Genomic DNA, 22,666 nt, shown 5'->3' with positions numbered 1-22,666 from the left:
CGGCCCCGGCGGCCGGGTGGCGGCGCGCCGCGGCGTCTTCCAGCGGTGTGCCGGGCGAACGACCAGGAGAAGGAGCGAGTGCGGTGAGCGAGTCTCCGGTGACCGGTGCGAGCGAGATGACGGTGGCGGCGGCCTTCGCCGGGATGCGGCGGGTGGCGCCCGTGGTGTTCCGGGCCGGCTGCCCGGACTGCCGCGGCCGCTTCGAGCTGTCCGCGAGCGCGCTGCGGCTCGCCATCGGCGCCAGCAGCCGGACCACGTTCTACTCCTTCACCTGCCCCGAGTGCGGTGCCGCCGTGCGCAAACCGGCCGGGGAGCGCATCGTCGAGCTGCTCACCGGCGGCGGGGTGCGGACCCTGCGGCTGCACTCCACGGTGTAGGCGGCTGCGGCTCCCGGGGCGGGACGGTCTAGTCTCGACGTCATGTTCTGGCCGATGTTCGCGGTAGCCATGGGTTTTCTGGGTCTGGCCGTGCTGGGGGTGCTCGCCGTCCGGGTCTTCCTGGAGGCGCGGCGCCTCGGGCAGCAGGTCGCCGACTCCGCGCGCCGTATCAACAGGGCGGCCGAGGAGCTGGAGCGGGCCACCGTGAGCGCGGCCCGGACCGTGGACGCGCTGTGAGCGTGATGTCATGCGTTTTGGGTCACTTCGCCCTGTCACCTTGACCGTCCGGCCAGGTACGCTGCTGGTCGCGGCCCGGAGTACGAGGCGCGGTCCGCGGAAGCGGGCGTACGCACAGGGATTGTCCACCGTTCATACCTGCGCGTTACGATCGCTGCCAGCACGATGGTCAGACACTTGTCCGACCCGTCGGACATGCCCCGCCGCCCCGCCTCACTGAGAAGGTGAAGACTTATGTTTCGTGGCGCACTTGAGCCGTGGCACCTGGTGCTGCTGATTCTCGTGATCGTCCTCGTGTTCGGTTCCAAGAAGCTTCCGGACATGGCGCGCTCCCTCGGCAAGTCCGCGCGCATCCTCAAGAGCGAGGCGAAGGCCATGAAGGAGGAGGGCAAGCAGCCCACCACCTCTGCGCAGTCCACCGAGGAGCAGACCCCGGCTCAGCGCACGATCCAGGCGGCGCCCGGCGACGTGACCAGCTCCCGCCCGGTCAACGAGCCGACCGACACCACCCAGCGCTGACGCGAGGACCGGGGCGTCCGGTCCGCTGCACGAGATGAGGACGTGGGTTGCTCAAGCCTGCCCGCAAGAAGGAGAGGGACCCCGAGGGGCGGATGCCGCTCGCGGATCACTTGCGTGAGCTGCGCAACCGGCTCGCCAAGGGTGTCCTGGCGATCCTGGTCGTCACCGTGGTGGCGGCTTTCTTCTACAAGGACATCATCGACGTCATCACCAGGCCGGTGCTGGACTCGATCGGATGCTCGCAGACCTTCGGCGAGCTGGCCAAGTCCAAGGACGCCCACTGTGCGCACATCACGGTCAGCGGCCTGCTGGCGCCGTTCACCCTGGCCCTGAAGGTCGCGCTGACGGCCGGCATCGTGCTGGCGGCGCCGGTGTGGCTGTACCAGCTGTGGGCGTTCGTCGCGCCCGGTCTGCACCGGCACGAGAAGAAGTACGCCTACGCGTTCGTCGGGATGGGCTTCCCGCTCTTCCTCGGCGGCGGCTACCTCGCCTACCACGTGCTGCCCACCACGGCGAAGGTCATGATCGACCTGACGCCCAGTGGCGCGGAGAACCTGCTGCCGTTGGACGACCTGCTCGACCTGGTCACGCGCATGGTCGTCGTCTTCGGTCTCGCCTTCGAGATGCCGCTGCTCCTGGTCATGCTCAACCTCACCGGCGTGCTGTCCGGGCGGCGCATGCTCGGCTGGTGGCGCGGCATGGTCGTCGGCATCGCCGCCTTCGCGGCCGTGGCCACGCCCAGCCCCGACCCGGGCACGATGCTGGCGCTGGCGGCGCCGATCTGGGCGCTGTTCTTCATCGCCGCTTTCGTCTCGGTGCTCAACGACCGGCGCCGGGCGCGCCGCGAGGCCCAGGGACCCGCCGACGACGAGGCCTCCGAGCTGGACCTCACGCCCGAGGAGATCGGCGAGGTGGAGGCCGTGTCCGCGTCCGCCGCCCCCGAGCGCCCCGGCCTCGACCGGGTCAACGGCTACGACGACGTGACGTGATCTGACCGTCACCCGCAGCAGCTGCGACGCCCCCGCCCCGGTGACCACCGGGCCGGGGGCGTCCGCTCTTGTGCGCACCGCCTGCCGTCCCGAGGGCCGATGAGCGCACGTTCCGCATAATGATCGTCCTGTTGTCAGTGGGGCCCGGTACGCTCGAAAGCACGATGACAGAGGACCTCTCACCGGCCGAGCGGTACGCGGCGGCCCGCAAGCGGGCAGCCGAGCAGGCCACCGCGCTCGCACCCTTCCGCGAGATGTACGACTTCGGCCTCGACCCCTTCCAGATCGAGGCCTGCCAGGCACTCGAAGCGGGAAAGGGCGTGCTGGTGGCCGCCCCCACCGGCTCGGGCAAGACGATCGTGGGCGAGTTCGCCGTCCACCTCGCCCTGCGCCAGGGCAAGAAGTGCTTCTACACGACACCCATCAAGGCGCTGTCGAACCAGAAGTACGCCGACCTGTGCCGCCGCTACGGCGCCGACAAGGTCGGCCTGCTCACCGGCGACAACAGTGTCAACTCCGGCGCCCCGGTGGTCGTGATGACCACCGAGGTGCTGCGGAACATGCTCTATGCCGGCTCGCAGACCCTCCTCGGCCTCGGCTATGTGGTCATGGACGAGGTGCACTACCTCTCCGACCGCTTCCGTGGCGCCGTCTGGGAGGAAGTGATCATTCACCTGCCCGAGTCGGTCACCCTGGTCTCGCTCTCCGCGACCGTGTCCAACGCCGAGGAGTTCGGTGACTGGCTGGACACCGTCCGCGGCGACACCGAGGTGATCGTCTCCGAGCACCGGCCCGTGCCGCTGTTCCAGCACGTCCTCGCCGGACGCCGGATGTACGACCTGTTCGAGGAGGGCGAGGGCCACAAGAAGGCCGTCAACCCCGATCTGGCCCGGCTGGCCCGCATGGAGGCCACCAGACCGTCGTACCAGGACCGGCGGCGCGGCCGTGCGATGCGCGAGGCCGACCGGGAGCGGGAGCGCAGACAGCGCTCGCGGGTGTGGACGCCGGGCCGCCCGGAGGTCATCGAGCGCCTGGACGCCGAGGGCCTGCTCCCGGCGATCACCTTCATCTTCAGCCGTGCCGCCTGCGAGGCGGCCGTCCAGCAGTGCCTGTACGCGGGTCTCCGGCTCAACGACGAGGAGGCGCGGGAAATGGTGCGCGCCCTGGTCGAGGAGCGCACCGCCTCGATCCCGCCGGAGGACCTGCACGTCCTCGGCTACTACGAGTGGCTGGAGGGCCTGGAGCGGGGCATCGCCGCGCACCACGCGGGCATGCTGCCGACCTTCAAGGAGGTCGTGGAGGAGCTGTTCGTGCGCGGCCTGGTGAAGGCCGTGTTCGCGACCGAGACCCTCGCGCTCGGCATCAACATGCCCGCCCGCTCGGTGGTGCTGGAGAAGCTCGTCAAGTGGAACGGCGAGCAGCACGCCGACATCACCCCCGGCGAGTACACCCAGCTGACCGGCCGGGCCGGCCGCCGCGGCATCGACGTCGAGGGCCATGCGGTGGTGCTCTGGCAGCGGGGGATGAGCCCGGAGCACCTCGCCGGTCTCGCGGGCACCCGCACCTACCCGCTGCGCTCCAGCTTCAAGCCGTCGTACAACATGGCGGTCAACCTGGTCGAGCAGTTCGGCCGGCACCGCTCGCGCGAGCTGCTGGAGACCTCCTTCGCGCAGTTCCAGGCCGACAAGTCGGTGGTCGGGATCTCCCGGCAGGTGCAGCGCAACGAGGAGGGCCTGGCCGGCTACAAGGCCTCGATGACCTGCCACCTCGGCGACTTCGAGGAGTACGCGCGGCTGCGCCGCGAACTGAAGGACCGGGAGACCGAGCTGGCGCGGCAGGGCGCCGACCAGCGCCGCGCGGAGGCCGCGGTGGCGCTGGAGAAGCTCAAGCCGGGGGACGTCATCCACGTGCCCACCGGCAAGTACGCGGGGCTCGCCCTGGTGCTGGACCCCGGTCTGCCGGCCGGCCGCTCAAACGGCCACCGCGGCTTCGACCACCACGACGGGCCGCGCCCGCTGGTGCTGACGGCCGAGCGGCAGGTCAAGCGGCTGGCGTCGATGGACTTCCCGGTGCCGGTCGAGCCGCTGGACCGGATGCGGATCCCGAAGTCCTTCAACCCGCGCTCCCCGCAGTCCCGCCGGGACCTGGCCTCCGCGCTGCGCACCAAGGCCGGGCACATCCCGCCGGAGCGGGCCCGCAAGCGGCGCTCGCAGGCGGCCGACGACCGGGAGATCGCACGGCTGCGCACGGCGATCCGGGCCCATCCCTGCCACGGCTGCAACGACCGCGAGGACCACGCCCGTTGGGCCGAGCGCTACCACCGGCTGCTGCGCGACACCTCGCAGCTGGAGCGCCGTATCGAGGGCCGTACGAACACCATCGCCCGGACCTTCGACCGGATCGTGGCCCTGCTGACCGAGCTGGACTATCTGCGCGGTGACGAGGTCACCGAGCACGGCAAGCGGCTCGCCCGGCTCTACGGCGAACTCGACCTGCTGGCCAGCGAATGCCTGCGCGAGCGGGTCTGGGAGGGCCTCGGCCCCGCCGAACTCGCCGCCTGCGTCTCGGCGCTGGTGTACGAGGCCCGGGTCGGCGACGACGCGATGGCGCCCAAGCTGCCCTCCGGCAACGCGAAGGCCGCGCTCGGCGAGATGGTCCGCATCTGGGGCCGGCTGGACGCGCTGGAGGAGGAGTTCCGGATCAACCAGACGGAAGGGGTCGGCCAGCGCGAGCCCGATCTCGGCTTCGCCTGGGCCGCCTATATGTGGGCGTCCGGCAAGGGCCTCGACGAGGTGCTGCGCGAGGCCGAGATGCCCGCGGGCGACTTCGTGCGCTGGTGCAAGCAGGTGATCGACATCCTCGGGCAGATCTCCGCCGCGGCGCCGGTCGAGGGGTCGACCGTGGCCAAGGCCGCGCGCAAGGCCGTCGACCAGCTGCTGCGGGGTGTGGTCGCCTACTCGTCCGTGGGGTAGCCACCGGCTGCCGTGCCCGGCGATTCATGCGATCGGGTTGTTTGTCCAGGGCGCTGAACTGCTCGTCGTAGCGGGTGGTTCGGCGCCCTTTTTACTCTCTTCGGGGAGTCGCTTTCGCACACCCGTACACCGTCACCGAACGTGTGCGAATGACGTCTCAGCGTGTAAATGCAGCTGAGCGTACTCCTGGTGCAGGGGCGATTTCAGGTGCTTGCCGAATATGACACGGCGATGATCCGGTCGGACTAAGCTCGCCCGCGGCGCACCGAGTTGAGGCAATTCGTGCGCTTGTTCCCAAATATCCGTTGGATCCTGACAGTTCCATGAACCTTCCCCTCACACGCACGTCCGACACCCAGCCGATTCGTCTCAGAAGGCACCCATGGTGAGTGTTCAGAAGCCTCCCGGCCGCCGCGAACGTCCCTACGCGCGCGTGCTGTTGCCCCCGGCCATAGTGATGGCCGCCGCGACCGGGGCCGCCGCGGTGCTGGCGCCGGCCGCGGGACGGCTCGCCGTCCTGCTGTGCGGGGCGCTGGCCGTGCTGCTGCTCCTTGCCACCGCGGGCGAGGCCGCCCGCCGCGGGCGCAGGCTGCGCGAGGTACAGGCCGAACACGCCCGGCACACGGCGTACCTGGAGAACCGGATCGCCGCGCATGACGAGCTGATCGAGAAGTTCGCCACCGACATCCTGCCCCTCGGCCTGCTCCGGCTGCGCAAGGGAGAGCAGCTGCGGGAGGTGCTGATCAACGTCTACGACTGCGATCCCGAGCTGCGCGCGCTGCCCGAGTCCTACCGCGAGCTGTTCCGCATCGCGCTGAAGGGCGCCGACGACGAGATCTCGATGCGCGACGCCACCGAGCGCTCCTTCGTCAGCATCGCCCGCCGCGTCCAGGCCATCGTCCACCAGCAGGCCAAGGAACTCCGGGAGATGGAGGAGGACCACGGCCGCAACCCCGAGGTCTTCGACGACCTGCTGCGCATCGACCACGGCACCTCGCTGATCGGCCGCCTCGCCGACACCATCGGCGTCCTCGGCGGCGGCCGGCCCGGCCGTCAGTGGCCCCTGCCGGTCTCCCTGTACAGCACCCTGCGCGGCGCGATGTCCCGCATCCTGGAGTACCGCCGCATCAAGCTGAACTCCATCGTCACCATCAACATCAAGGGCACCGCGGTCGAGCCGGTCATCCACGCCGCCGCCGAGCTGATGGACAACGCGACGCGCTACTCGCCGCCCGCGACCGAGGTCCATGTCACCGCCGTCGAGGTGCAGACCGGCATCGCCATCGAGATCGAGGACGCGGGCGTCAGCCTCAGCGAGGAGTCCCGGGCCCGCATCGAGCAGATGATCGAGGACGCCAAGAACGGCGAGGACGCCCACAACCTGGGCGAGAACCCGCGCCTCGGCCTCGCCGTCGTCGGCCGGCTCTGCAAGCAGTTCAACATGGAGGTCTCGCTGCGCGCCTCCGCCTACGGCGGCGTCCGCGCGATCCTCATCGTGCCGCGCGTGATGACGACCACCGAACCCGGCGTGGGGGCCGCGCACGGCATCGGCGCCACCGGCATCCCGATGAAGGAACTCGGCGCGGTCGAGGGCCCCAAGCGCCCGCCGAAGCGCCGCCGCCCCACCAGCCCCAAGATTCCCGCGGGGATCTCCATGGAGGACGACGTCCCCGAGGTCACCGAGTGGACGGCGAACGGCCTGCCGCAGCGCCGCAGCCGGGTGAAGACCCCGCTGGCCCAGCGGCTCGCCGAGCAGGCCGCCATCGAGCAGGCCGAGCGCGAGGGCAGGCCGACCATCTGGTCCCAGACCAGGACGGAACCCGAGCCGGAGATCGACCCCGAGCGCAAGAAGCTCATGGAGCGCCCCCCGGGCATGTGGATGGAGGACTTCTGGAACGGCCTGCGCAAGGGCATGCCCGAGGACGCCACCGCCGCCGAACTGACCGACTTCACGCTCAATCCCACCAAGTACCTGCACCTGATCGATGATTCGGCCGACCCCACCGAGGCCGACGACGAGGGGAACCTCAAGTGATCCAGCAGCGAGGCAACTTCGACTGGATGCTCAAGCAGCTGAACGACGGAGTCCCGGGCATCGAGATGATCGTGGTCCTGTCCGCGGACGGACTGCGCATCGCCCGGTACGGCGGCGACCCCGACGCCGCCGACCGGGTGGCCGCCGCCTGCGCGGGCGTGCAGAGCCTGGCCGGCGCCATCATCCAGGAGATCCCCGGCGCGGGCGACATGAAGGTCGTCGTCATCGAGATCGAAGGCGGCTACTTCTACCTCATGAACGCCGGCCCCAACGCCTATCTCGCCGTCCTGGCCGACGTGACCTGCGAACCGGGCCGGATGAGCGCCATGATGCGCGACCTCGTCGTCCGGATCGGCGCCCATCTCACCAGTCCGCCCCGGCGGAACGGGCAGACCGTATGACTCCTCCCCGACGCAAACGGCGCCAGCCGAAGCCGCCGCCCCCGCTGCCCTCCCCGGCCCAGCCGGCGGACGGCCAGGCCCCGCCCAGGAACCCCGAACGGCTCTACACCGTCGCCGAGGCCGACGGTCTGCGGGCCGAACTCGACCTCGTGACCCTGATCGTGGCCCGCTCCCCGGTGACGCCCGCCGCCACCCCCGAGCAGGCGGCCGTGCTCCGGCTGTGCACGGCCCCGCTGTCCGTGGCCGAGCTCTCGGCCTACCTCAATCTGCCGTTCAGCGCGATGACCGTCCTGATCACCGAGATGATCACGGCCGAACTGGTGCAGGCACGCGCCCCGATCGTCCGCCAGGCGGTCCCCGACCGTTCACTTCTCGAAGCGGTGATGCATGGACTTCAAAAGCTCTGACACGATCCCCGGCCCACGCACCGAGGACCATCTGCCGCACACGGCCCAGGCCGCGGTGAAGATCGTGATCGTGGGCGGCTTCGGCGTCGGCAAGACCACCATGGTCGGTTCCGTCAGCGAGATCAGACCGCTGACCACCGAGGAGACCATGACCCAGGCCGGGATCGGCGTCGACGACAACTACGGCTCCGACTCCAAGACGGCCACCACCGTGGCCATGGACTTCGGCCGCATCAGCATCACCGACAAACTGGTCCTCTACCTCTTCGGCACCCCCGGCCAGGAACGCTTCTGGTTCCTGTGGAACGGCCTGTTCGAAGGGGCGCTCGGCGCGGTCGTCCTGGTCGACACCCGGCGACTGGAGGTCAGCTTCGACGTCATGGGCCGGCTCGAGGAGCGCGGCGTGCCCTTCGTCGTCGCCGTCAACTCCTTCCCGGACGCTCCCCGTTACCCCCTCGAGGAGCTGCGCACCGCGCTGGACCTGACCCCGGACATCCCGATCGTCGACTGCGATGTGCGGCGCCGCGCCTCCAGCAAGGACGTCCTGCTGACCCTGATGCGCTTCCTGCACTCGCTGGCCCTCTCCCGCGCCCTCATCTGACCCGTCCGGCGGCCGACCGACCGCCACACCCCCTTCCTTCCGTTCCGGAGCGACACCGTGACGTCTGAATCCCCCTCCCTGACCGGCACAGACCCCACCTCCGGCCCTCCGCCGGGCTGCCCGGCACACGGGCTCGGCCCCGGGGGAGTGCCACGGCTCTACGGCCCCGAAGCGACGGACCTCGGCGACCTCTACGAGCGGCTGCGCGAGCAGCACGGCGCCGTGGCCCCCGTCCTGCTCCACGACGACGTGCCCATGTGGGTGGTGCTCGGCCACGCCGAGAACATGCAGATGGTGCGCAGCCCCTCGCAGTACACCCGGGACAGCCGGATCTGGAGCCCGCTGCTCGACGGCACCGTCAAGCCCGACCATCCGCTGATGCCGCACATCGCCTGGCAGCCCATCTGCTCGCACGCCGAGGGCGACGAGCACCAGCGGCTGCGCGGGGCGGTCACCGCGGCCATGGCCACCATCGACCACCGCAGCGTCCGCCGCTACATCGGCCGCGCCACCCAGGCCCTGGTGAACAGCTTCTGCGAGCGCGGCCGGGCCGACCTGGTCTCCCAGTTCTCCGAGCACCTGCCGATGGCCGTGATGTGCCAGATCCTCGGCATGCCCGAGGAGTACAACGACCGGATGGTGCAGGCCGCCCGGGACGCCCTGAAGGGCACCGCCACCGCCATCCAGAGCCATGCCTACGTCATGGACGCGCTCAGCCGGCTCACCACCCGGCGGCGCGCCCGGCCCGAGGACGACTTCACCAGTCACCTCATCACCCACCGGGCCGGGCTCAGCGACGACGAGGTCCGCGAACATCTGCGCGTCGTCCTCTTCGCGGCCTACGAGGCCACCGCCAACCTCCTCGCCAACGCGCTGCGCATGGTCCTGACCGAGCCCGGCTTCCGCGCCCAGCTCAACGGCGGCCAGATGACCGTGCCGGAGGCGATCGAGCAGTCCCTGTGGGACGAGCCGCCGTTCAGCACGGTCTTCGCCTACTACGCCAAGCAGGACACCGAGCTGGGCGGTCAGCGCATCCGCAAGGGCGACGGGCTGCTCTTCGCCCCCGCGCCGGGCAACCTCGACCCGCGCATCCGCCCGGACCTGTCCGCCAGCATGCAGGGCAACCGCTCCCACCTCGCCTTCGGCGGCGGCCCGCACGAGTGCCCCGGCCAGGACATCGGCCGTGCCATCGCCGACGTCGGAGTCGACGCGCTGCTGACCCGGCTGCCGGACATCCAGCTGGACTGCGCCGAGGAGGAGCTGCACTGGCGGTCCTCGATCGCCTCCCGGCACCTGGTGGCGCTGCCGGTGCGCTTCGAACCCAAGCCGCAGCAGGACGTCGATCTCGCGCCGCGCACCATGGCGGTCCCGGCCCAGCGCGCCACCTGGCAGGTCGGCACCCTGCGCACCGATCCGGCCGCGGCCGCCGAGCCGCAGGCGGAGACCCCCCGCCCCGCCAGGCCGTCCCCGGCCCTGGCCCCGCCGCCGGCCGCCCCCGCGGTGCCGGAACCGGCCCGCCCCCGGGGTCTGTGGCGACGGCTGCTGCACTGGTGGCGCGGCGAGTGACCGGGGTCAGACCCCCGGGGCCGGCCAGGCGTCGAGCGTGCGCGAGCTGACGAACGCATGCTCCACCCCGGTGACCGGATCGGTGAACTCCAGCCGCCGCGCGAGCAGTTGCAGCGGCCTTCGGAAGTCGCCGGCCGGCACCGGGGCGGTCACCTCCGGGTACAGCGGGTCACCGAGGATGGGCACCCCGAGCGCGTTCAGATGCACCCGCAGCTGATGGGTCTGCCCGGTGTGCGGGACGAGCCGGTAGCGGGCGAGGTCGCCGTGGTGCCCGGCCAGCTCCACCCGGGTCACCGCGTTCAGCTCGCCCGGCACCTCCTGGGCGGCCTGCACCCCGCGCTCCTTCACGATCCTGCTGCGCACGGTCCGGGGCAGCTCCAGCGCGGGGTCGTACGGCGCGATCGCCTCGTACTCCTTGCGGACCGCCCGGTCCCGGAACAGCGTCTGGTAGGCGCCGCGCTCCTCCGGCCGTACGGTGAACAGCACCAGGCCGGCCGTCAGCCGGTCCAGGCGGTGCGCCGCCGTCAGGGTGGGGATGCCGAGGTCCCGCCGCAGCCGCGCCAGTGCCGTCTCGGCGACATGGGTGCCGCGCGGGGTGGTGGCCAGGAAGTGCGGCTTGTCGGCCACGACGATGTGCGCGTCCCGGTACACCACCTCCACCGGGAACGGCACCGGCACCTCGGCGGGCAGCTCACGGTGGAACCACACGAACATGCCCGGTCGGTAGGGCGCGTCCGGTGCCACCGGCCGCCCGTCGGCCCCGACGACCAGCCCCTCGTCGAACATGCCCTCGACCACTCCGGGTCCGGCGCCGGTGAGCCGCGCCACCAGATGCTCCCGTACGGTGGCCCACGGCCCGGCGGCGGGCAGCCGGACCCGTACCGGATCGACCCCGGAGCGCTGGGGGAGCGGGGCGGGCGGGGGCGGTGTACGGCGTCTCATCGGATCCAGGGGTAGGGCGGCTCGTCGGGCTCCAGGGTACGAGGCGAAAACCGGGTGAACCGGCGGCCGTGCGGTCGGCAGGATGGGGATCATGCCTTTGCTGACTGTTCCCGTCGTGCCCCCCGGAACCCTCGCCGCCGCCCCGCAGCCCGTCCTGCCCGGCGGGGACGGCCTGTTGCTGCGCCCCTGGCGGGCCGGTGACGCGCCCGCCGTCCACCGCGCCTTCCAGGATCCGCTGATGCACCAGTGGCACATCAAGGCCTGTGACTCCGAGCAGGAGGCGGCCGGCTGGATCGCCGAGTGGCAGCAGTCCTGGGCGGGGGAGGACCAGGCCCAGTGGGCCGTCGTCGCCGAGGACACGGACGAGCTGCTGGGCCGGGTCGCGCTGCGGGAGATCCGGTGTGCCGACGGTGTCGCCGAGGTCGCGTACTGGACGACGGCGGCCGCGCGCGGCCGGGGTGTCGCGGCCCGGGCCACCACCGCGCTGTCCCGCTGGGCGTTCGAGGAGGTCGGTCTGCACCGGCTGGAACTGATGCACGCGCGCGCCAACGAGGCGTCCTGCCGGGTCGCCGCCAAGGCCGGTTTCGCCCTGGAGGGCACCAAGCGCAGCGCGCTGCTGCACCCCGACGGCTGGCACGACATCCACCTGCACGCGCGGCTCCGGGACGACTGAGCCGCCGGGGCGGGTGTGCGGTGCTCCGTCGGTGTGAAGATGGAGGGCATGCCGGCCTACGATCTTGCGAACCGACTCGTCGTCGGTGTCGCCTCCAGCGCCCTGTTCGACCTGCGGGAGTCGGACGCCGTCTTCCGGGAGCAGGGCGAGGAGGCCTACCGGGCCTACCAGGAGGAGCACGTCGACGACACGCTCCGGCCCGGGGTCGCCTTCGCGTTCATCCGCAGGCTGCTGTCGCTGAACGACCTCGGCGAGCCGGGGGACCCGCTGGTCGAGGTGATCATCCTCTCCCGCAACGACCCGGACACGGGCCTGCGGGTGATGCGGTCCATCCAGGCCCACGAACTGCCCATCACCCGGGCCGTGTTCATGCAGGGGCGGTCGCCGTATGTGTTCATGACCGCGCTCAACATGTCCCTGTTCCTGTCCGCGAACGGCAGCGACGTGCGCGAGGCCGTCGCCGCCGGACTGCCGGCCGGGCATGTGCTGGGGGAGTCGTACGCCGACGACCCCGCCGACCCGGAGCTGCGGATCGCCTTCGACTTCGACGGGGTGCTCGCCGGTGACACCGCGGAGCAGGTGTACCAGTCCGCCGGGCTGGAGGAGTTCCGCGCGCACGAGGCCCGTAACGTGGCGACCCCGCACGATCCCGGGCCGCTGCGCGACTTCCTCGCCGGGGTGAACCGGATACAGCGCCGGGAGGAGGAGCGGCGGATGGCCGACCCGGACTACGCGATCCGGGTCCATGTCTCCATCGTGACCGCGCGCAACGCGCCGGCGCACGAGCGCGCGGTGAACAGCCTCAAGCAGTGGGGCGTGACCGCCAACGGGGCCTTCTTCCTGGGCGGCATCGAGAAGGGTGCGGTCATGAAGGTGCTGCGACCGCACATCTTCTTCGACGACCAGGTGACCCACCTGGAGAGCACGTCCCGGACCACGCCCAGCGTGCACATCCCCTTCGGCAAGCTGAACCAGACGGCGCGGTGAGGGCGAAGCGCCGCTACGCGGCCGTCGCGCCGCCCTCCTGTTCGGCCTCGACGCGGGCGTTCCACTCGCGCTTGGAGGCCTGCCAGCCGTCCTCGTTGTGGCCGAGGCGCCAGTAACCGGAGATCGACAGGTCCTCGCGCGGGATCTGCCGCTCGACGCGCAGCAGCCGGCGCAGCTCCTTCACGAAGCCGGCCTCGCCGTGCACGAACACATGCGGCCGGCCGGCCGGGAAGTCCAGCTCCCGTACGGCCGTGAGCAGCGCCTCGCCCACCGGGCGGTCCCCGCGGTGCAGCCAGACGATCTCCACATCGGTGTCGATCTTCTGCTCCTCCTCGGGTCCGGAGACCTCGACGAAGGCGTGGGCACGGGCGTCGTCGGGCAGTGTCTCCAGGGCGCGGGCGATGGCGGGCAGCGCGCTCTCGTCACCGGCGAGCAGATGCCAGTCGGCCTGAGGGTCGGGGCGGTAGGCGCCGCCGGGGCCCATGAAGCGCACCGTCTCGCCGGGCCGGACCCGGGCGGCCCAGGGTCCGGCCAGGCCCTCGTCGCCGTGGATGACGAAGTCCAGGGTCAGCTCGCGCTGTTCGGGATCCCAGGCGCGCACGGTGTAGGTCCGGGTCACCGGCCACTGCTCGCGCGGGAACTCCGCCCGGATCCGCTCCAGGTCGAAGGGTTCGGGGTAGCTCACGCCGGCCGGCCCGAACAGCAGCTTGACGTAGTGGTCGGTGCAGGTGTCCGCGGCGAAGCCGGTCAGGCCGTCGCCGCCCAGCACCACGCGCTGCATATGCGGGGTGAGGCGCTCGGTGCGCATCACCTGGGCGGTATAGGGCTTGCGCGGCTTCCGTTCGGGACGCTCTGCCATCACGGCCTCCTGCAATTGGTTAGGTTTACCTAAGTTAGCACTCGGCGTGGAGTTGACGCCCCTTCCCGGAGATCTCGGTGACAAGCTTTTTGCCGGAACATTCCGGTCGCGGTCAGCCGGCGAGTGTGGTGAGCAGCCGTTGCAGGGAGCCGCCGAGACCCCAGCGCCGCGCCAGTTCCTCGAGGGCCGCGGGATCGCGCGGGGTGCTCGGCAGGGCGGTGGTGACCTCCGGCAGCGGTACGTCCTCGGCCACCCGCACCACCTTCGGGGCGACCGCCACATACGGCCGGGCCTCGGTGAGCCGTCTGCGCTGCGACGGGGTGAGCTTCGCCCGCGGGTCCTCGACCGCCGCCATGATCCCGGCCAGATCGCCGAACTCGGCGAGCAGCTTGGCGGCCGTCTTCTCCCCGATGCCGGCCACGCCCGGCAGTCCGTCGCTCGGGTCGCCGCGCAGCAGTGCCAGGTCCGCGTACCCCCGCCCGTCGACCCCATACTTCTCGCGCAGCACCGCCTCGTCGGTGAGCTGGAGGGTGCCCACGCCCTTGAGCGGGTACAGCACGCGCACCTCGCGCTTGTCGTCCACCAGTTGGTACAGGTCCCGGTCGCCGGTGACGATGTCGACCGGGCCGGTGGCCCGCGCGGTGAAGGTGCCGATCACGTCGTCCGCCTCGTAGTCCGCGACGCCGACCCGGGCGATGCCGATCGCGTCCAGCACGGCCTCGATGACGGGCACCTGCGGGGCGAGGGTGTCCGGCACCTCCTCCGCGTCCGGGGCGTCCGGGTGCTCCTCGGCGACCCGGTGCGCCTTGTACGTCGGGATGAGGTCCACCCGCCACTGCGGCCGCCAGTCGGCGTCCATGCAGGCCACCAGGTGCTCCGGCCGGTGGTCCTTGACCAGTCGGTCGATGAAGTCCAGCAGCCCGCGCACGGCGTTCACCGGCGTGCCGTCCGGGGCCTTCACGGAGTCCGGGACGCCGAAGTAGGCGCGGAAGTAGAGCGAGGCGGTGTCGAGGAGCATGAGTCGTCCGGTCACGCTCGCATCATGCCGCACGGCACTGACAGTCACGGGCACGGCGGCGGCCCGCGCGGGAGGGGTCTCGGGGTGCTCCGCGGTGTCCACGGTAGGAATCCGGCCAATCACCATGGGTGAGGATCGTTGGCCCAGGCGGCGGCGCACGGCCCGGGTGGTCGGCGCGGGTACCCCCGGAAAGCCCGGTGCCGGGCGGGTTCGCGGCCCGCTGATGCTGGCGTGAACCGTGATGGTGCGGGATCGTGGGCATGTCAGTGATGCGACAGGTGCGTGAAACGGTTTGCCGAACATGCGTAGGGTGCAGAGAAGCCATCAGTGAAACGGCGTGCCCAGGGTGGGCACGCGGACAGCGGCACGCCGAGTGAGGGAGGGAGTCGGAGCGATGGGCGACCACAAAGAGCAGCAGCCCGTGCGCGTGGGCGCGGCCGTGCGGCGCCGCCGCCGTGCGCTGGAGCTGACGCTCGCCGCCGTGGCCGAGCGCACCGGCTTGTCGGTGCCCTTCCTCAGCCAGGTCGAGAACGACCGGGCCCGGCCCAGCCGCACCTCCCTGGAGAAGCTGGCCGACGCCCTGCGCACCACGGCCGTCGAACTCCTCGCCGCCGCCGACCCCGCGGCCAGCGTGGACGTCGTACGCGCCGAGCCGGTCGCCGAGGACGACTTCGCGCCCCGCACCCGCTCCCTGGTCCGCGGCCACCACCAGCTGCACGCCTCCGAGATCACCGGCGACCACGACGCCGGCCGCGAGTTCCAGCACCGCAACGACGAGCTGATGTACGTCGCCGACGGCGCGGTGGAGATCGAGGCGGAGGGCCGCGCCTACCGCCTGGGCCGCGGCGACACCCTCTATCTGACCGGCGGGGTCCGCCACCGCTGGCGGGCCACGGTCCCGGACACCCGGATCGTCGTGGTGGCGGTCGCCGAGCACATCGAGGCCGTCCAGGACCGGTCGCGGTAGGTGGCGCACGTGACGTCCGGCGGGATGCGGTGGCCCAGGATCGTCTCCCTCGTCCCGTCTCTCACGGAGGCGGTGGCCGCGACCCTGCCGGGCGCGCTGGCCGGCGCCACGGACTGGTGCGTCCGTCCGGGCGATCTGGACGTGGTCCGCATCGGCGGCACCAAGAACCCGGACCTCGACCGCATCCGCGCGCTGGCCCCCGACCTGGTGGTCGCCAACGAGGAGGAGAACCGCGCACCCGACCTCGAGGCCCTGCGCGCGGCGGGCCTGGACGTGCTGGTCACTCAGGTGCGCACGGTGCCGCAGGCGTTCGCCGAGCTGGAGCGGATGCTGACCGCGTGCGGTGCGCCGGGCCGGCCGCGCTGGCTGGACGAGGCGGAGGCCGTCTGGGCGGACCTGCCGGAGCCGGCCGAGCGCAGGACGGCAGTCGTCCCCGTCTGGCGCCGCCCCTGGATGGTGCTCGGCCGGGACACCTTCGCCGGTGACGTCCTGGCCCGGCTGGGCGTGGACCACCGCTACGCGGCCCACCCCGAGCGCTACCCGCGCGTCCCCCCGGCCGAGCTGTGCGCGGCAGCCCCCGATCTGGTCGTCCTCCCCGACGAGCCCTACCGCTTCACCCCCGACGACGGCCCCGAGGCCTTCCCGGGCCTGCCCTGCGCCCTGGTCAGCGGACGGCACCTGACCTGGTACGGGCCGTCACTGGCCGGGGCGCCGCGGGTGCTGGCCGGTCCACTGCGAGCAGCGCGCCGCTGAGCAGGCCGCGCACGGTCCCGCAGGCGGCCGCGAGCCAGGCCGCGACGAGCATGCCGTACAGCATCACGGTGAGGACGCCGTACGCGGCGAGCCCGGTGTGCCGGGCCAGCGCCGCCGCGCCGGTGACGCAGGTGCCGAGTGGGAAGGTGAACGCCCACCAGGTCATCGCGAACCCCATGCCCCGCCGCCGGGCCCGCACGACATGCGCGGTCGAGAGCGCCAGCCACAGCAGCGCGAACCCCATCACCGGCACCCCGTACAGCACGGCGAACACCGAGAGGCCACGCGCGTACGGCGCCGGTACGACCCCGGCGGCGGTGTCCGCGATCAGGCCGGCCGCGGTGGTGGACTGCCCGAGCGGGCCCAGCACCAGGAACAGGGTCGGGGTGAGCGCGAGCGGCAGCGGGCCGGAGGCCAGGACCCGGGTGAAGATCATCGGCAGTGTCAGCAGGACGGCGAACAGGCTCAGCCCGACCATGGCGAGGCAGGCCAGCAGCAGCGTCTGGCGGGACTGGCCGGGCGGCAGATGCGGCACGAGCAGCGGGCCGAGCGACCCGGCCACCAGCGGCGCGACCAGCGGCAGCAACCACACCGGACTGGCCTGTCCAGGCTCGACGCGGTGGCGTACGGCCATCAGGTACGGCACGGCGACGGCCGCCGCCAGCCCGATGGCCGTACCGGCGGTGTACAGCACGGCGTCCAGCGCGACCGCGTCCGTCGTGCCGATCCAGCCCCGGCCGACCGTCATGGCTCCGCCGCCCACCGCCAGCATGGCCATGGACAGACAGCCGTAGAAGGGCGCCATGGCCGGGTCGAGGAGATGGGCGCGGGCCTGGTCGCGGTGGTGCCGCCAGTGCAGTGCGCGGGCGCCGAGCAGGGTCACCAGCAGGAGCAGGCTCAGCGCCCAGACGGCCGCGAGGACCCCGCGCAGCCCCGGCACCTGCCCCGGCAGCGCGGTACCGGCCGAGCCGACGACGGCGGTGCCCATGACACAGGCGTACCAGTTGGGGCCGAGCCGGCGGATCCGGGGCAGGCGGGGGACGGTGATGGGCGGGGCTGCGGTGACCATGTCACGAGCCTCTCCTGCCGGGTGGCGGCTGACCAGGGAGTTCCCCTCTATGAGGGCATAAGCTGGTTTTATGAGTGAGGTACGGGGACGGGGACCGGGCGCGGAACAGGGCGGCCGGGAGAGTACGGGGTCGCTCGCGCACCGGGTGCCGGACCTCGCCGCACTGGAACTGCTGCTGGCCGTGGCGCGGCTGGGCAGTCTCGGCGCGGCGGCACGGGAGCTGGGCATCACCCAGCCTGCCGCCAGCAGCCGGATCCGCTCCATGGAGCGGCAGCTGGGCGTGGCCCTGGTCGACCGTTCGCCGCGCGGCTCCCGGCTCACGGACGCGGGGGCGCTGGTGACGGACTGGGCGGGCCGGGTGGTGGAGGCGGCGGCCGCCTTCGACGCGGGGGCCCGGGCGCTGCGCGACCGGCGGGACTCGCGGCTGCGGGTCGCGGCCAGCATGACCATCGCCGAGTATCTGCTGCCCGGCTGGCTGCTCGCGCTGCACGCCGAGCGCCCCGACACCGCCGTGTCGCTGCTCGCGGGCAACTCCGCGAAGGTCGCGGAGCTGCTGCTGGCCGGGGAGGCGGACCTCGGCTTCGTGGAGGGGCTGACCGTGCCGAGCGGGCTGGACTCCACGGTGATCGCCCACGACCGGCTGATCGTCGTCACCGCCCCGGGGCACCCCTGGGCCCGGCGCCGGCGGCCGCTGACGGCGCGCGAGCTGGCCGAGACCCCGCTCATCCTGCGCGAGCGGGGCTCGGGCACCCGGCAGGTCCTGGACGCGGCGCTCGGGGGGCCGGCCCGGCCGCTGATCGAGCTGTCCTCGACCACGGCGGTGAAGGCGTCGGCGGTCAGCGGGGCGGGGCCGTCGGTGCTCAGTGAGCTGGTGGTGAAGGAGGAGCTGGCGATGCGCCGGCTGGTCAGCATCCCGGTGGAGGGGGTCGCGCTGCGCCGTGACCTGCGGGCGGTCTGGCCGACGGGCCACCGCCCCGCCGGCCCGGCACGGGAGCTGTTGTCGCTGACGCGGGGATGAGGGGCGCTGGGGTGGGTGCGGGCCGGGTGGGTTTCACTCACCCGCGCTGGCGGGGTGCCTCCCCCAAGCTCTCGGCTTCGCTCGAGCAGGGGGGACCCCCATCGCCCACCCGTGCCCCCCCCAGCGGCACGACTGCCCGCAGCTAGCGCGGCTGCGGCTGCGGCTGCGGCACGAGCGTGGTGCGGGCGGCCGTAACTCCCCAGGGGCGCGGGGAACTGCGCGACCGGCCCACCAGCACCCGCACCCGGAAGATCACCGCGACTCTCCCGGCGCGCCCCCGAAAATCCCTGGTCAGCCGATCAGCCGGCCCGGCACCATAAGCCGCATGACCACCACCGCCCCGCCCGCCGCAGGCGTCCGCGCCCCCTGGGAAGACCTCCCCAAAGCCGTGCAGGACGCCGTGGGCACCCTGCTCGGGGCGCCCGTCGTCCACGCCGAGACCCAGCGTGGCGGCTTCTCGCCCGGCGTCGCCGCCCGGCTCCGCACCGCCGCCGGAGGCACCGGCTTCGTCAAGGCGGTGAGCGCCGAGGTCAACCCGCACAGCCCCGCCCTGCACCGCCTGGAGGCCCGGAACGCCGCCGCGCTCCCGGCCACCGTGCCCGCGCCCCGGCTGCTCGGCACCTACGACGACGGCACCTGGGTGGCGCTGGTCTTCGAGGAGGTCGCCGGACGCCAGCCGCACGTGCCCTGGCGGCCGGAGGAACTGGACCGCGTGCTGGACGCCGTGGCCGTGCTCGGCCGCAGCGGCACGCCGTGCCCGATCGACGTCCCGCCCGTCGCGGATGAGCTGGCCGACACCTTCAACGGCTGGCGCCGGCTGCTGGACGGCGAGGCCGGTGACGTCCGCGGCCCGCTCGGCGACTGGGTCGCCGACCACCTGGCCGACCTCGCCGCGCTGGAGACCGGGTGGGCCGAGGGCGCCTCCGGGGACACCCTCGCCCACGCCGACCTGCGCGCGGACAACGTGCTGCTCACGGCCGACGGCGGTGTCGTCTTCGTGGACTGGCCGCACGCCCTGCGCGCCGCACCCTGGTTCGATCTGCTCGTCCTGCTGCCGTGCGCGCGGGCGCAGGGCGGACCGGACCCGGACGAGGTGTTCACCGCGCATCCGCTGGGCCGGGACGCGGACCGCGACGCCGTGACCGCCGCCCTGGCCGGGCTCACCGGCTACTTCCTGAGCAGCGCGCTGAAGCCGGCCCCGCCCGGCCTGCCCACTCTGCGCCCCTTCCAGCGGGCCCAGGGCGAGGCGGCCCTGGCCTGGCTGCGCGGGCGGCTCTGACTCAGGACGCGGCGGCGATCAGCGCCCGCATCACCCGCAGGTCCTCGCCCATCTCCGGATGCCACTGCACCCCGAGCGCCCAGCCCCGCCCGGCGGGCAGCTCGATCGCCTCGACCGTGCCGTCCGCAGCATGGGCCGAGGGGACCAGGTCCTCGCCGAGCCGGGCCACGGCCTGGTGGTGATAGGTCGGCACGGCCGTCTCCTCGGGGACGGCGGCGGCGTACCGGGTGCCCGGCACCGGCTTCACCGGGTGGCTGCCGAACGCGCCGACCACCTCGGCGTGTCCGTCCAGGTGTTGCACGAGCGTGCCGCCGAGCGCGACGTTCAGCAGCTGCATGCCCCGGCAGATCCCCAGCACCGGGGTGCCCGCGGCCAGCGCGGCCTCGATCAGGGCCAGCTCCCAGGCGTCGCGGGCGGGGGCGGGCGGGCCGGTGCGGGGGTCGCGCTCGGCGCCGTACCGGGACGGGTCCACGTCCGGCCCGCCCGCGATCACCAGCCCGTCGAGCCGGGCCACGGCCGCCGGGGCCCGCTCCGGCTCGTCCGGCGGCAGCAGCGCGGCCAGCCCCCCGGCCCGCTGCACCAGCCGGTGGTAGCCGGCCGGCAGCAGCGCCGCCTCCAGCTCCCACACGCCCCAGCGGGCCCCCGCCTCCAGATAGGTGCTCACACCGATCAACGGCCGTCCGGTCACGCCGCCCTCCCAGTCATCCAAAGGTGCACACCCATACCTTTGCAGAGCGGGCTTACGCGAGGAAGCCCCGCAGCAGGGCCGCCGTACCCGCGCAGTGCTCGCGCATCATCTCCCGCGCGCCGTCCGCGTCCCCGTCCAGCACCGCCTCCACCAGCGCGGTGTGCTGCCGCTGCGAGTGCTCCAGGTTGCGCACCAGCAGCGGGATGCAGTCCAGCAGGTCGTTGACCGAGGCCCGGACCGCCGCGTACTGCGCCGTCAGGGACGGCGAGCCGCACAGCTCGGCGAGGGTGAGGTGCAGCAGGGTGTCCGCCCGCCGGTAGTCCCCGAGCGGCGCCTCGTGCGTCCGGTCCAGTGCCTCGCGGAGCCGGTCCGCCTGCTCCGCGGTCAGCCCGTGCGCCGCGCACAGCCCGGCCGCGCCGACCTCCAGCACCTCGCGGAAGCGCAGCACGTCCTCGATGTCGACCGCGGCGATCCGGCGGCGCAGCTCGTCCTCGCCGCCCGCGTCCGGGCGCGGCAGCACGAACGTGCCGCCGTACCGCCCGCGCCGCGCCTCGACCAGGCCCTGGTCGTGCAGGACCTTCAGCACCTCGCGCAGCGTCACCCGGCTGATCCCGAGCCGCTCCGCCAGCTCCCGCTCGGCCGGCAGCCGCTCGCCGCCCGGCACCAGCCCGAGCCGCACCACCTGGAGTATCTGCTCCAGCGCCTCCTCGAAGCCGTTGCCCGCCCGCACCGGCCGCAGCACCGGAGCGAGCCGGTCGCCGCCGCCCGGTGCGCGCCCGTCCCGCGCATCCTGTGCGTCCGTCTCCCACGACATCCGCCGCACCCCCTTCCCAAGCAATGGTTCTGAGCAATACCTTATGGCTCCCGGCCCGGCCGAAGAAGCGCGAAGGCGCCCAAGGAGGCTCTCCCGTGGCAGACCGCACACCCCCGCTCAGCGTCGAGGAACTGCACGCCCTTGTCGCGGGCGGTGAGATCGACACTGTCGTCCTGGCCTTCCCCGATATGCAAGGGCGCCTCCAGGGCAAGCGGTTCGCCGCCCGCTTCTTCCTCGACGAGGTGCTGCACCACGGCACCGAGGGCTGCAACTACCTGCTCGCCGTCGACACCGAGATGAACACCGTCGACGGCTACGCGATGTCCTCCTGGGACCGCGGCTACGGCGACTTCGCCATGCACCCCGACCTGACCACCCTGCGCCGCATCCCCTGGCACCCCGGCACCGCCCTGCTCCTCGCCGACCTCGCCTGGAACGACGGCTCCCCGGTCGGCGCCGCGCCCCGCCAGATCCTGCGCCGCCAGCTCGACCGCCTCGCCGAGCTGGGCTACACCGCCCAGGTCGGCACCGAGCTGGAGTTCATCGTCTTCAAGGACAGCTACGAACAGGCCTGGGACGCCGGGTACCGCGGCCTCACCCCGGCCAACCAGTACAACATCGACTACTCCATCCTCGGCACCGGCCGCATCGAACCGCTGCTGCGCCGGCTGCGCAACGACATGGCCGGCGCCGGCCTCACCGTCGAGTCCGCCAAGGGCGAGTGCAACCCCGGCCAGCACGAGATCGCCTTCCGCTACGACGAGGCCCTCGTCACCTGCGACCAGCACGCCCTGTACAAGACCGGCGCGAAGGAGATCGCCGCCCAGGAGGGCGTGTCGATCACCTTCATGGCCAAGTACAACGAGCGTGAGGGCAACTCCTGCCACATCCATCTCTCGCTCACCGACGCCGACGGTGCCAACGTGATGGCCGGGCCCGACGGGATGAGCGACGTCATGCGGCACTTCCTCGCCGGACAGCTCGCCGCGCTGCGGGACTTCTCGCTCCTCTACGCCCCCAACATCAACTCCTACAAGCGGTTCCAGCCCGGCTCCTTCGCGCCCACCGCCGTCGCCTGGGGCCACGACAACCGCACCTGCGCGCTGCGCGTGGTCGGCCACGGGCGCTCCCTGCGCTTCGAGAACCGCCTCCCCGGCGGGGACGTCAACCCCTACCTCGCCGTCGCCGGACTGGTCGCCGCCGGCCTGTACGGCATCGAGCAGCGGCTCGAACTCCCCGAGCCCTGCCCCGGCAACGCCTACGCCGCCGACTTCGCCCACGTCCCGACGACCCTGCGCGAGGCCGCCGAACTCTGGGAGACCAGCCCGATCGCCAAGGCCGCCTTCGGCGACGAGGTCGTGGCCCACTACCGCAACATGGCCCGCGTCGAGCTGGAGGCCTTCGACGCCGCGGTCACCGACTGGGAGCTGCGCCGCTCCTTCGAACGCCTGTGAGCGCCGCTCCCGCCGACGCCCGTGAAGCGCCGACGCTCGTG

Annotated in this window: 23 protein-coding genes; 17 read left to right on the top strand and 6 right to left on the bottom strand. The window is 72.6% G+C overall.

Translation table 11 applies throughout. The features are described from left to right. Positions 1–83: 83 nt before the first annotated feature. From ACFVIU_RS22395 to ACFVIU_RS22350, 10 genes are all read left to right on the top strand, one after another. Positions 84–377 (top strand): hypothetical protein, encoded by a 294-nt coding sequence (locus ACFVIU_RS22395; RefSeq protein WP_385844530.1) that lies wholly within the window; start codon positions 84–86, stop codon positions 375–377. A gap of 42 nt (positions 378–419) precedes the next feature. Beyond that, on the top strand, positions 420–614 hold the full coding sequence (locus tag ACFVIU_RS22390) for a hypothetical protein (protein ID WP_385844529.1): 195 nt from the start codon (positions 420–422) through the stop codon (positions 612–614). Between the two features lie 234 nt (positions 615–848). Then, entirely contained in the window at positions 849–1,133 is a 285-nt protein-coding gene (gene tatA / locus ACFVIU_RS22385) for a Sec-independent protein translocase subunit TatA (protein ID WP_385844528.1), read from the top strand. Positions 1,134–1,180: 47 nt separating this feature from the next. Then, entirely contained in the window at positions 1,181–2,122 is a 942-nt protein-coding gene (tatC, locus tag ACFVIU_RS22380; protein ID WP_385844527.1) for a twin-arginine translocase subunit TatC, read from the top strand. A gap of 119 nt (positions 2,123–2,241) precedes the next feature. Beyond that, a complete protein-coding gene (locus tag ACFVIU_RS22375) occupies positions 2,242–5,094 on the top strand; it encodes a DEAD/DEAH box helicase (RefSeq protein WP_385844526.1) in 2,853 nt (950 codons plus the stop codon). Between the two features lie 382 nt (positions 5,095–5,476). Further along, entirely contained in the window at positions 5,477–7,129 is a 1,653-nt protein-coding gene (locus ACFVIU_RS22370; protein WP_385844525.1) for an ATP-binding protein, read from the top strand. Next, positions 7,126–7,530 (top strand): roadblock/LC7 domain-containing protein, encoded by a 405-nt coding sequence (locus tag ACFVIU_RS22365; protein ID WP_385844524.1) that lies wholly within the window; start codon positions 7,126–7,128, stop codon positions 7,528–7,530. Before ACFVIU_RS22370 ends, ACFVIU_RS22365 begins: the two co-directional genes overlap by 4 nt. Continuing rightward, positions 7,527–7,937 (top strand): DUF742 domain-containing protein, encoded by a 411-nt coding sequence (locus tag ACFVIU_RS22360; RefSeq protein WP_385844523.1) that lies wholly within the window; start codon positions 7,527–7,529, stop codon positions 7,935–7,937. The genes ACFVIU_RS22365 and ACFVIU_RS22360 overlap by 4 nt, the downstream gene beginning before the upstream one ends. Then, on the top strand, positions 7,918–8,538 hold the full coding sequence (locus ACFVIU_RS22355; protein WP_385844522.1) for an ATP/GTP-binding protein: 621 nt from the start codon (positions 7,918–7,920) through the stop codon (positions 8,536–8,538). The genes ACFVIU_RS22360 and ACFVIU_RS22355 overlap by 20 nt, the downstream gene beginning before the upstream one ends. 57 nt (positions 8,539–8,595) lie before the next feature. Then, a complete protein-coding gene (locus tag ACFVIU_RS22350) occupies positions 8,596–10,104 on the top strand; it encodes a cytochrome P450 (RefSeq protein WP_385844521.1) in 1,509 nt (502 codons plus the stop codon). 6 nt (positions 10,105–10,110) lie between these two features. On the opposite strand, the gene ACFVIU_RS22345 is transcribed toward ACFVIU_RS22350, so the two are convergent. Then, positions 10,111–11,046 carry an RluA family pseudouridine synthase gene (locus tag ACFVIU_RS22345; RefSeq protein ID WP_385844520.1) on the bottom strand — a complete coding sequence of 312 codons (936 nt, stop codon included), beginning with the start codon at positions 11,044–11,046 and terminating at the stop codon, positions 10,111–10,113. Between the two features lie 91 nt (positions 11,047–11,137). Here ACFVIU_RS22345 and ACFVIU_RS22340 point away from each other — a divergent pair, with 91 nt between their 5' ends. Together ACFVIU_RS22340 and ACFVIU_RS22335 are read left to right on the top strand one after the other, a co-directional pair. After that, positions 11,138–11,719 carry a GNAT family N-acetyltransferase gene (locus tag ACFVIU_RS22340; protein ID WP_385844519.1) on the top strand — a complete coding sequence of 194 codons (582 nt, stop codon included), beginning with the start codon at positions 11,138–11,140 and terminating at the stop codon, positions 11,717–11,719. Positions 11,720–11,767: 48 nt separating this feature from the next. Then, positions 11,768–12,706, top strand: coding sequence for a 5'-nucleotidase (locus ACFVIU_RS22335; RefSeq protein WP_385844518.1), 939 nt, complete (start codon positions 11,768–11,770; stop codon positions 12,704–12,706). A gap of 13 nt (positions 12,707–12,719) precedes the next feature. Here the strand turns inward: ACFVIU_RS22335 and ACFVIU_RS22330 are convergent, their stop codons facing one another. Both ACFVIU_RS22330 and ACFVIU_RS22325 read right to left on the bottom strand, forming a co-directional pair. Next, positions 12,720–13,565 carry a siderophore-interacting protein gene (locus ACFVIU_RS22330; protein ID WP_385844517.1) on the bottom strand — a complete coding sequence of 282 codons (846 nt, stop codon included), beginning with the start codon at positions 13,563–13,565 and terminating at the stop codon, positions 12,720–12,722. A gap of 112 nt (positions 13,566–13,677) precedes the next feature. Continuing rightward, the gene (locus tag ACFVIU_RS22325) at positions 13,678–14,598 is read right to left on the bottom strand and encodes a 5'-3' exonuclease H3TH domain-containing protein (RefSeq protein WP_385844516.1); all 921 of its coding nucleotides are present in this window, start codon (positions 14,596–14,598) and stop codon (positions 13,678–13,680) included. A gap of 379 nt (positions 14,599–14,977) precedes the next feature. Here ACFVIU_RS22325 and ACFVIU_RS22320 point away from each other — a divergent pair, with 379 nt between their 5' ends. Next, positions 14,978–15,550 carry a helix-turn-helix domain-containing protein gene (locus tag ACFVIU_RS22320; protein WP_385844515.1) on the top strand — a complete coding sequence of 191 codons (573 nt, stop codon included), beginning with the start codon at positions 14,978–14,980 and terminating at the stop codon, positions 15,548–15,550. 24 nt (positions 15,551–15,574) lie between these two features. Continuing rightward, positions 15,575–16,303: a helical backbone metal receptor gene (locus ACFVIU_RS22315; RefSeq protein WP_385844585.1), complete on the top strand. Its 729-nt coding sequence runs from the start codon at positions 15,575–15,577 to the stop codon at positions 16,301–16,303. Here ACFVIU_RS22315 and ACFVIU_RS22310 read toward each other — a convergent pair. Further along, the gene (locus ACFVIU_RS22310) at positions 16,215–17,372 is read right to left on the bottom strand and encodes a TDT family transporter (RefSeq protein WP_385844514.1); all 1,158 of its coding nucleotides are present in this window, start codon (positions 17,370–17,372) and stop codon (positions 16,215–16,217) included. The genes ACFVIU_RS22315 and ACFVIU_RS22310 overlap by 89 nt on opposite strands. 70 nt (positions 17,373–17,442) lie before the next feature. On the opposite strand from ACFVIU_RS22310, the gene ACFVIU_RS22305 reads away from it, so the two are divergent. Both ACFVIU_RS22305 and ACFVIU_RS22300 read left to right on the top strand, forming a co-directional pair. After that, a complete protein-coding gene (locus ACFVIU_RS22305) occupies positions 17,443–18,390 on the top strand; it encodes a LysR family transcriptional regulator (protein WP_385844513.1) in 948 nt (315 codons plus the stop codon). 325 nt (positions 18,391–18,715) lie between these two features. Then, on the top strand, positions 18,716–19,669 hold the full coding sequence (locus ACFVIU_RS22300; RefSeq protein WP_385844512.1) for an aminoglycoside phosphotransferase family protein: 954 nt from the start codon (positions 18,716–18,718) through the stop codon (positions 19,667–19,669). 1 nt (position 19,670) lies between these two features. On the opposite strand, the gene ACFVIU_RS22295 is transcribed toward ACFVIU_RS22300, so the two are convergent. Together ACFVIU_RS22295 and ACFVIU_RS22290 are read right to left on the bottom strand one after the other, a co-directional pair. Next, the gene (locus ACFVIU_RS22295; protein WP_385844511.1) at positions 19,671–20,357 is read right to left on the bottom strand and encodes a gamma-glutamyl-gamma-aminobutyrate hydrolase family protein; all 687 of its coding nucleotides are present in this window, start codon (positions 20,355–20,357) and stop codon (positions 19,671–19,673) included. 52 nt (positions 20,358–20,409) lie between these two features. Continuing rightward, on the bottom strand, positions 20,410–21,171 hold the full coding sequence (locus tag ACFVIU_RS22290; RefSeq protein ID WP_385844510.1) for a FadR/GntR family transcriptional regulator: 762 nt from the start codon (positions 21,169–21,171) through the stop codon (positions 20,410–20,412). 95 nt (positions 21,172–21,266) lie between these two features. On the opposite strand from ACFVIU_RS22290, the gene ACFVIU_RS22285 reads away from it, so the two are divergent. Beyond that, positions 21,267–22,625, top strand: coding sequence for a glutamine synthetase family protein (locus ACFVIU_RS22285; RefSeq protein WP_385844509.1), 1,359 nt, complete (start codon positions 21,267–21,269; stop codon positions 22,623–22,625). The last annotated feature ends 41 nt before the right edge of the window (positions 22,626–22,666 follow it).

The organism is Streptomyces sp. NPDC127190, assembly GCF_042672505.1.
Lineage (GTDB): Bacteria > Actinomycetota > Actinomycetes > Streptomycetales > Streptomycetaceae > Streptomyces.
This window is presented reverse-complemented; position numbering and strand designations above follow the sequence as displayed.

What these genes read in the sequence shown, in the direction of transcription:
- ACFVIU_RS22370 (WP_385844525.1), top strand. Translation starts at nt 5,477, where the DNA reads ATGGTGAGTGTTCAGAAGCCTCCCGGCCGCCGCGAACGTCCCTACGCG.
- ACFVIU_RS22390 (WP_385844529.1), top strand. Translation starts at nt 420, where the DNA reads ATGTTCTGGCCGATGTTCGCGGTAGCCATGGGTTTTCTGGGTCTGGCC.
- tatA (WP_385844528.1), top strand. Translation starts at nt 849, where the DNA reads ATGTTTCGTGGCGCACTTGAGCCGTGGCACCTGGTGCTGCTGATTCTC.
- ACFVIU_RS22355 (WP_385844522.1), top strand. Translation starts at nt 7,918, where the DNA reads ATGGACTTCAAAAGCTCTGACACGATCCCCGGCCCACGCACCGAGGAC.
- ACFVIU_RS22320 (WP_385844515.1), top strand. Translation starts at nt 14,978, where the DNA reads ATGGGCGACCACAAAGAGCAGCAGCCCGTGCGCGTGGGCGCGGCCGTG.
- ACFVIU_RS22290 (WP_385844510.1), bottom strand. Translation starts at nt 21,171, where the DNA reads ATGTCGTGGGAGACGGACGCACAGGATGCGCGGGACGGGCGCGCACCG.
- ACFVIU_RS22315 (WP_385844585.1), top strand. Translation starts at nt 15,575, where the DNA reads ATGCGGTGGCCCAGGATCGTCTCCCTCGTCCCGTCTCTCACGGAGGCG.
- ACFVIU_RS22305 (WP_385844513.1), top strand. Translation starts at nt 17,443, where the DNA reads ATGAGTGAGGTACGGGGACGGGGACCGGGCGCGGAACAGGGCGGCCGG.
- ACFVIU_RS22360 (WP_385844523.1), top strand. Translation starts at nt 7,527, where the DNA reads ATGACTCCTCCCCGACGCAAACGGCGCCAGCCGAAGCCGCCGCCCCCG.
- ACFVIU_RS22300 (WP_385844512.1), top strand. Translation starts at nt 18,716, where the DNA reads ATGACCACCACCGCCCCGCCCGCCGCAGGCGTCCGCGCCCCCTGGGAA.
- ACFVIU_RS22340 (WP_385844519.1), top strand. Translation starts at nt 11,138, where the DNA reads ATGCCTTTGCTGACTGTTCCCGTCGTGCCCCCCGGAACCCTCGCCGCC.
- ACFVIU_RS22310 (WP_385844514.1), bottom strand. Translation starts at nt 17,372, where the DNA reads ATGGTCACCGCAGCCCCGCCCATCACCGTCCCCCGCCTGCCCCGGATC.
- ACFVIU_RS22330 (WP_385844517.1), bottom strand. Translation starts at nt 13,565, where the DNA reads ATGGCAGAGCGTCCCGAACGGAAGCCGCGCAAGCCCTATACCGCCCAG.
- ACFVIU_RS22375 (WP_385844526.1), top strand. Translation starts at nt 2,242, where the DNA reads ATGATCGTCCTGTTGTCAGTGGGGCCCGGTACGCTCGAAAGCACGATG.
- ACFVIU_RS22335 (WP_385844518.1), top strand. Translation starts at nt 11,768, where the DNA reads ATGCCGGCCTACGATCTTGCGAACCGACTCGTCGTCGGTGTCGCCTCC.
- ACFVIU_RS22345 (WP_385844520.1), bottom strand. Translation starts at nt 11,046, where the DNA reads ATGAGACGCCGTACACCGCCCCCGCCCGCCCCGCTCCCCCAGCGCTCC.